Annotated in this window: 1 protein-coding gene; it reads left to right on the forward strand. The window is 37.6% G+C overall.

Annotated features, from left to right (window positions below; genetic code table 11):
- Positions 1-159 precede the first annotated feature (159 nt).
- A partial coding sequence (locus tag SB775_RS28170; protein WP_410864464.1) for an AIR carboxylase family protein occupies positions 160-338 on the forward strand: 179 nt, incomplete at its 3' end.

Consider the following 338-nt stretch of genomic DNA (forward strand, 5'->3'; position numbering starts at 1 on the left):
CTACCTAACGACCGTTATTCGTTAGACTATGAGGGAAAGTCACTCGGTATTTTTCTATTCACAAGGGATACGTATGCCTGAGTAGAGCACTTTCTCTCATAGTAAAAGAGAAACTGTTCTATTTCAGGCTTTTTTTATTTGAATCGGGGGGATTCTAATATGAAATCACTAGTTGGAGTCATAATGGGAAGCACGTCAGACTGGGAAACAATGAAATATGCTTGTGACATTTTAGATGAATTAAATATACCGTATGAGAAAAAAGTTGTATCCGCTCATCGGACTCCGGATTATATGTTTGAATATGCAGAAACAGCTCGTGAACGTGGAATAAAAGT

The organism is Peribacillus sp. SIMBA_075 (genome assembly GCF_046534585.1).